The sequence below is a fragment of the Acinetobacter sp. TGL-Y2 genome, from assembly GCF_001612555.1.
GTDB lineage: Bacteria > Pseudomonadota > Gammaproteobacteria > Pseudomonadales > Moraxellaceae > Acinetobacter.
Genome location: NZ_CP015112.1, coordinates 1 through 8,682, shown reverse-complemented (window position 1 = coordinate 8,682; position 8,682 = coordinate 1). Strand labels below are relative to the sequence as shown.

At 34.3% G+C, this 8,682-nt stretch carries 12 protein-coding genes and 1 pseudogene; 8 read left to right on the top strand and 5 right to left on the bottom strand.

Annotated elements, in window-relative coordinates; all coding sequences use genetic code 11:
• Positions 1-86 precede the first annotated feature (86 nt).
• The 3 genes from AMD27_RS17905 to AMD27_RS17895 all read left to right on the top strand — a co-directional run bounded on the left by AMD27_RS17905 (position 87) and on the right by AMD27_RS17895 (position 2,863).
• Positions 87-419 carry a hypothetical protein gene (locus tag AMD27_RS17905; RefSeq protein ID WP_067664160.1) on the top strand — a complete coding sequence of 111 codons (333 nt, stop codon included), beginning with the start codon at positions 87-89 and terminating at the stop codon, positions 417-419.
• A 920-nt stretch (positions 420-1,339) separates the two neighbouring features.
• Entirely contained in the window at positions 1,340-2,233 is an 894-nt protein-coding gene (gene repM / locus AMD27_RS17900; protein ID WP_067664158.1) for a replication initiation protein RepM, read from the top strand.
• Positions 2,234-2,296: 63 nt separating this feature from the next.
• Positions 2,297-2,863, top strand: coding sequence for a plasmid replication DNA-binding protein (locus AMD27_RS17895; RefSeq protein WP_067664155.1), 567 nt, complete (start codon positions 2,297-2,299; stop codon positions 2,861-2,863).
• 195 nt (positions 2,864-3,058) lie between these two features.
• Here AMD27_RS17895 and AMD27_RS17890 read toward each other — a convergent pair whose 3' ends face one another.
• Positions 3,059-3,373, bottom strand: a complete 315-nt coding sequence (locus AMD27_RS17890; RefSeq protein ID WP_067664152.1) for a winged helix-turn-helix transcriptional regulator — start codon at positions 3,371-3,373, stop codon at positions 3,059-3,061.
• Between the two features lie 109 nt (positions 3,374-3,482).
• Here AMD27_RS17890 and AMD27_RS17885 point away from each other — a divergent pair, with 109 nt between their 5' ends.
• A complete protein-coding gene (locus AMD27_RS17885) occupies positions 3,483-3,899 on the top strand; it encodes a carboxymuconolactone decarboxylase family protein (protein WP_067664149.1) in 417 nt (138 codons plus the stop codon).
• Positions 3,900-3,967: 68 nt separating this feature from the next.
• Here the strand turns inward: AMD27_RS17885 and AMD27_RS17880 are convergent, their stop codons facing one another.
• The 3 genes and pseudogenes from AMD27_RS17880 to AMD27_RS17870 all read right to left on the bottom strand — a co-directional run.
• Complete coding sequence (locus AMD27_RS17880; RefSeq protein WP_067664146.1) at positions 3,968-4,279, bottom strand: BrnA antitoxin family protein; 312 nt, start codon at positions 4,277-4,279, stop codon at positions 3,968-3,970.
• Positions 4,266-4,553: a BrnT family toxin gene (locus tag AMD27_RS17875; protein ID WP_067664143.1), complete on the bottom strand. Its 288-nt coding sequence runs from the start codon at positions 4,551-4,553 to the stop codon at positions 4,266-4,268. The genes AMD27_RS17880 and AMD27_RS17875 overlap by 14 nt, the downstream gene beginning before the upstream one ends.
• A gap of 229 nt (positions 4,554-4,782) precedes the next feature.
• Positions 4,783-5,076: pseudogene (locus AMD27_RS17870) on the bottom strand (hypothetical protein); the annotation flags it as partial.
• A 63-nt stretch (positions 5,077-5,139) separates the two neighbouring features.
• On the opposite strand from AMD27_RS17870, the gene AMD27_RS17865 reads away from it, so the two are divergent.
• From AMD27_RS17865 to AMD27_RS17850, 4 genes are all read left to right on the top strand, one after another.
• A complete protein-coding gene (locus AMD27_RS17865; RefSeq protein ID WP_067664140.1) occupies positions 5,140-5,772 on the top strand; it encodes a Tox-REase-5 domain-containing protein in 633 nt (210 codons plus the stop codon).
• 14 nt (positions 5,773-5,786) lie between these two features.
• Positions 5,787-6,479: an immunity 52 family protein gene (locus AMD27_RS17860; protein ID WP_067664137.1), complete on the top strand. Its 693-nt coding sequence runs from the start codon at positions 5,787-5,789 to the stop codon at positions 6,477-6,479.
• Positions 6,480-6,641: 162 nt separating this feature from the next.
• Entirely contained in the window at positions 6,642-6,890 is a 249-nt protein-coding gene (locus tag AMD27_RS17855; RefSeq protein WP_171254885.1) for a hypothetical protein, read from the top strand.
• A 32-nt stretch (positions 6,891-6,922) separates the two neighbouring features.
• Positions 6,923-7,432: a hypothetical protein gene (locus AMD27_RS17850; protein ID WP_067664131.1), complete on the top strand. Its 510-nt coding sequence runs from the start codon at positions 6,923-6,925 to the stop codon at positions 7,430-7,432.
• 9 nt (positions 7,433-7,441) lie between these two features.
• Here the strand turns inward: AMD27_RS17850 and AMD27_RS17845 are convergent, their stop codons facing one another.
• Entirely contained in the window at positions 7,442-8,044 is a 603-nt protein-coding gene (locus AMD27_RS17845; RefSeq protein WP_067664128.1) for a histidine phosphatase family protein, read from the bottom strand.
• Between the last annotated feature and the right edge of the window lie 638 nt (positions 8,045-8,682).

Here is an 8,682-nt window from a genome sequence, read left to right as displayed (position 1 = left end):
TACTCACTACTGAAAATATATCAATTTGCAATCAAAGCACTAACAATTTACTATCAAAATAGAAAATCTAACTGGAAACTAAAAACGTGCTACCCAAAATCAAATCTAAAGCCTTTATCCGACTTCTGCCCCAGATTTTTGAACTCAGAGAACAGGGGTATTCTTATGAAGAAGTGACCGCAATTTTAGAAAAAGACTATGGGCTGGTTTTGAGCATCAAACAATTTTCTGTTTATTTGGCACGGTACAAAAACTCACATATGTCCAAAGTAGAAAAACAGATTGAGACTTCTCAAGATCCCATCAAATCTGACAGCAGTACGAACGATTATGTGTTTGGTTCACCTGAACACAAGGCAGCAGTCCAAAAGGAAACGGAAGAGTTATTTAGATCTAATCAAAATGTTGGCTTAAGATAAATAAAATAGCCGTAAAACGTCACCAAATTGAGCACAAGGCCTTCTTTTAGAAAAATACTGGGAATCCTAAGCTAAACATATAAACAGGCTTAAATCGCAAAATAGGCTTAAATACAGGCATGTTATCTAACTCTTTAATTTTTATTAGAACTAATATTAATCATTTTATATAGCCTTCAAACTCTTTATGTGAAAGGGTTTGAAGGCTATATGTGGACATTTTCCGATGTTTTATAGACATACTACATTGCGTCCTTTTTTAGATAGCTTTTTATAAGATTTGACTATTTTTTTCTAAAAAAGCCTCTGATTAGGCACATCAAAACAGAACTTTATGATTAATCAGACAAATTTAGGTTTTAATTATTTATAATGTATGGACATTTTCCGATACTTAATTATTAAATATATCAATATTTTACAGAGCGAGTGTCTACGAGCGAACCACTAAAATTCGCGCCTAGACTCCCTGAAAAACAGCTTTTTAGGCTGTGAAGCGTAAATCACATGCAGAAAATTGAGCCTAGATCGAGCATAGCGAGTAAAAAAGCTTTATGAGCGTAGCGAATTCATTCTTGCTTTTGACTTTGCTTTTTAATATTTCAGTCACATCCGATATTTACTAAAAATTGCCCCTTAGAACTGAGCGAAAGCGAAGTTCAATAGAGTTTGAGCATAGCGAAAACATAGGGCAATTTTTCATATTTACCTTTTTAATTATATTTTAAATCTTTTAAATCTTTTAAGTCCTCTGAAATGCTTATATAGAAAGGATTCCAGAGTTTAACTATGACGGATTGACTACCAACTATGACGGATTGACTACCAACTATGACGGATTGACTACTTAACTATGACGGATTGACTACCAACTATGACAAGTATATATTTGTCATATATTAAAAATTAATGGTTTTGTTTTGAATAAAAATCACGTTGTAAAATCAAACCAAGTTATAGAAGCATCGTATCAATTAAGTGCCGTAGAGCAACGAATTGTCTTGGCTGCTATCTCACGTATTCCAAAGAATCAACCTATTACCGATGATGAACTCTATCCTGTGAGTGTTAGTGAACTACAGCTCTTAGGGGTACATGAGAAAACGGCATATAGAGATCTAAAGGAAGGAATTAATAGACTCTATGAAAGGTCTATTAACCTCAGTATTGACGACAAATCTATAAAAATGCGATGGGTGCAAGAAATCCAATTTTTGGATAGTCAAAGTGTAATTGGCATTCGGTTTTCAAAACCGATACTCCCTTTCATCTCTAATTTAAGCAGAGAATTTACTAAATATGCGCTCTCAGACATTGCAGGAATCAATAGTGCATATGCTATCCGTATTTACGAGTTACTTGTGCAATATCGACAAATAGGTAAACGTGAGATATCTGTCGATAACTTAAGAACAATGTTAGAGCTTGGTAAAAAGTATCCATTATTCGCAGATTTCAAAAAACGAGTAATTGATACGGCAGTAGATCAAATAAATGAATACAGTCCTTTGAAAGTAACGTATGAACAGAAGAAAACAGGACGTAAGGTTACTCATATTCTTTTTTCATTTAAAGAAAAGACTCAAGCTATTAGCCAGAAGAATACAGATGCATCTAGAGACTTTTACAAACTGACAGATGCTCAGATCAATATGTTCGGTAATCAACTATCTCGGCTACATGAACTTTCCCATTTAGCTGATCAGGGTGAAAGTTATGAGGCATTAGCATCAAAAATTAAAGAAATGCTTAGAGATCCGAAACAGCAAAAACAATTTTTACCTTACTTACAGAACTTAGGCCTCAAGCCTTGAATGTATTAAAGAATACACTTAGTGTATTCTTTAATACGTATCAAAAATACACAGTAATACACTATGAAAACAAGTACAAAATACAGTGTTAGTGATGCTGCAACACTGTATAAAAAATCTCGAGCTACACTCTATAAAGATATAAAAAACGGGGTATTAAGTCGTGATCATGATGGATCTATCGACTTTTCAGAATTACTTCGTGTCTATGGCGAGCCTTTTGTTGGAAAACACTCAAAACGTATTGATACGTCTTCAGTATCAAAGACTGATACACCTGAATACATAGACAATACAGTTGTAGAGTTCAAACATCAGATTGATTTCTTAAAGAAACAGTTAGAAAAAGCAGAAGATCGGGAAGCCAAAGCAAATTCTCGTATTGATACGCTACTTACACTCATTGAAATGAAGCCCCCACAAGCCAATATGACTACGTTTACCGATCAAGAACCGGTGCAACCAAGCATGGCCAAAACAAATCCCGAACCGGACACAGCAGAAGCTAAACATGACGGATTGACTACTCCAGATCAGACAGAAAATAAGCGTATTCCAGTGCCGGAACACGTTGAACCCGAGCAGCCAAAAAGAGGGTGGTTAAGCCGATTTTTCCTGCCGAATGGGTAGAAGCATTGTTTATGCTGGCTAATGAAAAGAATCTCAAATTGCTGAATAAATCGGCATATTGGATGAATGATCCACTAAAAAGCCCAGTTTATTCAAACTAGGCTTTTTAGTGGATCTCAATATCTTGATTTAACTCAAATTATCGAGCGCATTTCGCATAAGGTGTATTATGTTAATTTTAGCAGGGCTAAAAACCTACCTTGATTTCAGCCATAATCCAGTCTCTTTCAATGCTTCAGTGAATTTTTCTAGCTTCCTACCTTCCATAGTTAGAGAATATTCAACTTTAACAGGGACTTGTGCGTAAATTTTTCTTAAAATAAATCCTTGCGCCTCTAAAAAGCGCAACTCTAAGGTCAACATTCTCTGCGATATATTAGGTATTGCTTTACGTAATTCATTAAAACGCATAGTTTTTTCAAATAAAAACGAGATGATAAGCATTCTCCAGCGACCGCCTAGCATCGCCATAGTTTCTTCTACAGAGCAACCTGAAATATTCTCTTTCATTGATTCATCAAGTATATAAAATATACCTAGATAACAAAAAAATGCCTAATTTACAATCAATACTTATTAATAAATAATAATTCTCTATCTAAAGTTATGAGTAAAATTTATGGATTATCAAGAAATTTCTAAAAAGACTATTGGGCATCTTTATTCAGCGCACACATCAATTAGGGCATCAAGTATAGAACCAGAATTTATAGCCTTGGCTGAATTGTATGTGTCTCAAATAAACGGCTGTGCTTATTGCTGTAATTTTCATTCAAAAGAATTACGTGATATAGGAATAGCTCAAGATATCATTGATAAAATTCCTGGTTATAAACATTCAAATGCTTTTTCTAACAAACAGAAAATAGTATTGGAATTTGCAAAAGCAATTACTTTTTTATCTGAAGATATTGAAACTATTAGGAAGAATTTAACTAACTTCTTTAGCGAGAAAGAAATCGTAGAATTAACAGCTAGTATTTCATTAATGGGGACATTAAATAGGCTAAGAATTGCATTGGGCGATAAAGACTAATTATTTCCATTTAACATAATTGGCATTATGCGAATTCAAAAATGGGAGCCTATCGCTCCCATTTTTGATTAATGATTTTTTAAATCTTTTAACATTGCTTCACGCAAAATTTTATTCATACGTGTCTGATAGCCCTTACCTTGATCTTTTAACCATGCCAGTACATCAGCATCAAGGCGAACAGAGGTTTGTTGCTTCACTGGACGATAGAATTGCCCATGGCGAACAGCATTGCTCCAGTCGGTAATTTCGGGAATATCAGATAAGTCTAATTGCTCATCTGGTACAGGACCTTTAGCAAGCAAGCGTTTAATTTCAGCATCTTGCTTGTCACTGAAGTTTTCATTCAGTTCTTTGCGTGTATATCTAACCATGCTCATATTGACTACGCTCCGCTTTGGTTACTTCCCTTGCACTAATGATTCGTATGATTTCACAGTCATCTTCATCGAAGATGGTGTGAGCTACTAATAACATCAGTACGCCTTTAACCATACCAATGGTTTGCCAACGTTCTTCACCACCGGTATGTCGATCTTGGATTGATATCCTTAAAGGATCATCAAAAACCAGGCTTGCCGTTTCAAAAGAAACATCATGCTTATTCTGATTCTTTTGGTTTTTTGCCTCATCCCATTCGAAATACAGTTCCATAAAAAGCATTCAAATTTGTATATACAATAATGTATCACATATTTGTATCTTACAAGTCAAATAGCGTATTTTTTAACCAAAATGATTGGCGAAAGATATCAAAAGCGGATAAAAAACCGCCGACATGTGTCGAAGTCGGCTTTTGGGGGTATTTTGAGATTATGTAAAATGGTTAAGTTATTGTTTTTATACGAATAAGAAGATTAGAGTTCGCATAATCGCCATTATGTTAAATAGACCCTGAATTGATGGAAATTTCTTTAAATTCTAAAGCTGTATTTTGCGTATTGGGGATGTGACCAAACACGTGTTCACTTTTGGTTTGAAGAAAAATATCGAAGCTTTGACTCATCAGTGAGTCTACTTGGCTTTGCTTTTGATAAATCGGTGCAATTCGATTGATATAGTGATTCATCCAATCGACTTGGTTTGCAAAGGCTGAGTAATCTTTAAGATCGAGATATAAGTTTTTTAAATCTAAAGCAATAGTGTCTACATTAGGATTAAACATCCAAACATGGATCTAATCTCCGAGGAAAAGACCTGTTGTCTACCTTAGAGTTTTATGAATTAAGGGGAAATTAGAATGTGGGGGCTAGTCTTACGAGGTCTAGGAACTGCTGGTGGTCGATCTGCCGGAGTTGGAGAGATTGTTGTTACACAAGGAGGTAAGACTATTGCTACTGAAGCGGCCAAAGGTATGGCTGCTATAGTTTTAGCTAAAGAAGTCAGTAAAGATATAACTAAGCAACAGCGTTGTAATAAATGTGAGCCTTATCAACTAGGTAATAAACATCAAATAAAACGCCCGATGGGCAATGAAATAAATACTCAATATCAAATTAAAATAGCCAACTTATCTAGTTACCCTCTAACCTTTAAGGCTTCAGCTCCATATCTTGTTCCAGGAAATAAAAAGCAAACAACAGAAATACAAGAGTGGACCTTAGCTGGAGTTTCATTTGATGGCCTATGGCCAATGGAATGTATACTTGTTGAAGCAAAAGGCCGTTATGAACAATTTTTAGATCCTAAAAAGAAAGAGTTTATTAGAGATTCTGTATATAAAGGATTAGTTAAGGAAGCTCAAAGCCAAAGAGTTGTTAAGAATCGTTTTAAAACCGCTAAGTTGAATTGGTATTTTTATGAACAAGCTGCTAAACGCCATTTCGATATAGTTAGTCGTAGAGTTGTGACTACAATATTTATGCCTCTATAGAATAGGATTTCAGAATGAAAGAATTTTTCTTAAGTACTCGTATTTACAAGATATTTGGGTCATCCGAAAATGAGATTAGTGCTCAATTAAAAGCTTTAGAGATTTTTATTAACGATATCGCTGAAATTGATCCTATCTTTGCTAATTGGTATGTGAATAACGCTAGTGAATTTAGTTTAAAAGCCCCTTTGGATTATCCATTTCCTTCAGATGTTGCCAAAGACTATCTATTTAATCTTAAAAAGGATGATGATCTAGAAAGCTACTTATTATGGAATGGCTTAGAAGAAAAACAATCATATGCTAGCTTTAGTTTTGATAGTTTCGGTTTAATGATGACGTTTAAAAAAAATTTAAAAACAGAACAAATTATTGAACTTTTTGAAGCATTTTTAAAGGTATTAAAATTTGAATACATATATCTAAATAGCTACTTTTTTGGAGATATCAATGTTTTTCCACATCGGTTAGAAACTACTTCTATTTGCTATATACCCATTAAAATAGATGAAAAATTAATGCCTCATCTTTACAAAATTGTCGATGTTGATAATGATCTAAATGAAGGGACTATTCTCGTTTTCGATGAGGATTGGTCAGATGAATCTAATGAAATGAAGAAAAAAGTACAAGAAAACTCTTTAGCCTTAGTTGAATTAGGCGTTATTCCTGAAGCGGAGTTACCAGAGGATTTTTTTGAATCATAAAGATTATCTAAAATTAACATAATACGCGTTATGCGAAGTGCTCACAGAGAACATTATTAAAACTAAGCGACAAACTGAGACGCTCTTAGTAAGAACAAATATTGACCAGAAATTAATATTTATTATGATCATAAAATTATCTTTAATTTCATGGAGCTATTCATGTCAAAAAACTCTAAGAAGACTTCAGACAGTATCAGTTCATTAGCATCTGATGTATTACGTGACTCGTCATCTTCAACAATTCAGAAACAACTTGCAGCCTCAGCTTTATCTCAAACCAACTCAGATAAACAAACTGGCAGTCAAATGGAAACTAAGGCATCGCAAGTGCTACAAAGTGATAAATACAACGATACAACTAAATCCTTAGCTGCATCAGTTCTTTCTCAATCAAACAAAACAAGATAGTTACGGTTATGCTCAACTAAGTGGCAACTTAATTGAATTTTTCTGGGGAAAAAGAAGTGGATATACCTGATATTCAAAATTATTTAGAACAATGTTCACCTATTTTAAAGTCTATAACAGTAAACTTAATCGCCACTTATATTATGTTTTCAGTTTTATTTAGATTAAATAATTTAATCAAGAAAAATACTCAGAAAAGTATACTTATGTGGTTTAAATTCTTCGTTAAAGGAATCCTTTCAACTTTCACTTTACCTCCTCATATTCCTGAATGGACTCCATCAAGAGGATTAGCAAAAGGAATCAATTATTCCTTCGCGGCTATTTGGTTTGTAGGATCATTTCTATTTTTCTTCATCGGGTTAATTATTTTTTTGGCAACTTGGTATTCACAAAAGCCTATACCTCTCATTCAAAGTTTTATGATTTTTGGGCTTAACGTACTTTTCCTACTAGGATCAAGATTCTTTTATGTTGAAGCACGAAAGTCCATCGCATTAGCCAAAGATTCACAGACAATCCAAAATAATAGTGAAACATGAAATAGTATTTCATGTTTCACTATATACTTTCGTAAAGTTAAAAATTTCAGTATTTTTAATCGGTTGGCGAACCAAGTCAGTCCTAAACTTTTGCATCAGCTCTTTAGTTAGTAGACTTGGCTGCTGGATCTGCATAATCAAAAGCTGTAAAAACTGTCCGTGACTGAATACAGCCAAATTTTTTGCAGCATAGCTCTCCGCCACAGTCTTTAGCTTGTCATGAAAAGCCTGTACCCGCAGGTAGAGATCCTCAAAAGACTCGGCATCATCAGAATCTCGATGCTGACAGTCCATTTTCTCCCAGTACGCATTCACCCATGCTTTACGGTCATTCAAATTGGTATTGGCACACTTAAATTCGGACAAATAACTGAACTCATGCAAGTGCTCATCAACCTCAAAATCAAGATTATATTTTTCAAGGATCGGTGCTGCGGTTTGTTGCGTCCGCAAATATTTGGACACCATCACATGATCAATTTTAGGCAGCGTAGAGCATAAATTTTGAGCCTGAATATGCCCATTCTCGCTTAAAGCGATTGAAGCATGTGACCGTGTTTTCCCATTGATATTGGCTTCACTTTCAGCATGGCGGATCAAAAAAATACTCATATTCTTCCCTTTCATTGAAGCATAGAGCATAGCCGATAGACACTCATAGAGTCACCCGATGCTTTAGATTTAGGCTTGAGCCTGAGTCTAAAGTCGGGTTACTTTGTGCCAAAAGGCATCAGTAAAATAATGCAAGAAACAGCACAAAGTACCGCAAAAAATCAGCTACTTTTTAGCGCACTTTACTAGACAGCAATGTTTTCAAAATGTTTTCAAAAAACGTTTTTTATAACATTAACTTATCTATCAAATGTACACATTTGCAAACATTGCCGATCCTCAAAATTTTAAAATTTGAGGAGTCTATCTTACGCTTCATATAGAAATGGCGTTGTGACAATGCTGTGACAAATTTTTCAATATAAAACAAAATGTTAATATCTGTTTTGTGACATTTGGTGACGTTTTAAAACTCTCTTTCCAACATGATATAGTCCTGTTTTTAAAGAAAAAAACATCGTTTTTTTTGCATCCTAACTAGGTACGTATGGTGTATACCTAAAAATCGTCAAAAATCCATCTTAAATTTTCAGCTGAATTTAGAGCAACAAACAGTAAAAAGGGCGTATATATCAACTTACTACTGATTTACTATCAAAAAGTTATCAAAAGTATATCAATTGGGTATCAAAATCAGA

What these genes read in the sequence shown, in the direction of transcription:
- AMD27_RS17855 (WP_171254885.1), top strand. Translation starts at nt 6,642, where the DNA reads ATGTCAAAAAACTCTAAGAAGACTTCAGACAGTATCAGTTCATTAGCA.
- AMD27_RS17865 (WP_067664140.1), top strand. Translation starts at nt 5,140, where the DNA reads ATGTGGGGGCTAGTCTTACGAGGTCTAGGAACTGCTGGTGGTCGATCT.
- AMD27_RS17845 (WP_067664128.1), bottom strand. Translation starts at nt 8,044, where the DNA reads ATGAGTATTTTTTTGATCCGCCATGCTGAAAGTGAAGCCAATATCAAT.
- AMD27_RS17880 (WP_067664146.1), bottom strand. Translation starts at nt 4,279, where the DNA reads ATGAGCATGGTTAGATATACACGCAAAGAACTGAATGAAAACTTCAGT.
- AMD27_RS17885 (WP_067664149.1), top strand. Translation starts at nt 3,483, where the DNA reads ATGGATTATCAAGAAATTTCTAAAAAGACTATTGGGCATCTTTATTCA.
- AMD27_RS17860 (WP_067664137.1), top strand. Translation starts at nt 5,787, where the DNA reads ATGAAAGAATTTTTCTTAAGTACTCGTATTTACAAGATATTTGGGTCA.
- AMD27_RS17890 (WP_067664152.1), bottom strand. Translation starts at nt 3,373, where the DNA reads ATGAAAGAGAATATTTCAGGTTGCTCTGTAGAAGAAACTATGGCGATG.
- AMD27_RS17895 (WP_067664155.1), top strand. Translation starts at nt 2,297, where the DNA reads ATGAAAACAAGTACAAAATACAGTGTTAGTGATGCTGCAACACTGTAT.
- AMD27_RS17875 (WP_067664143.1), bottom strand. Translation starts at nt 4,553, where the DNA reads ATGGAACTGTATTTCGAATGGGATGAGGCAAAAAACCAAAAGAATCAG.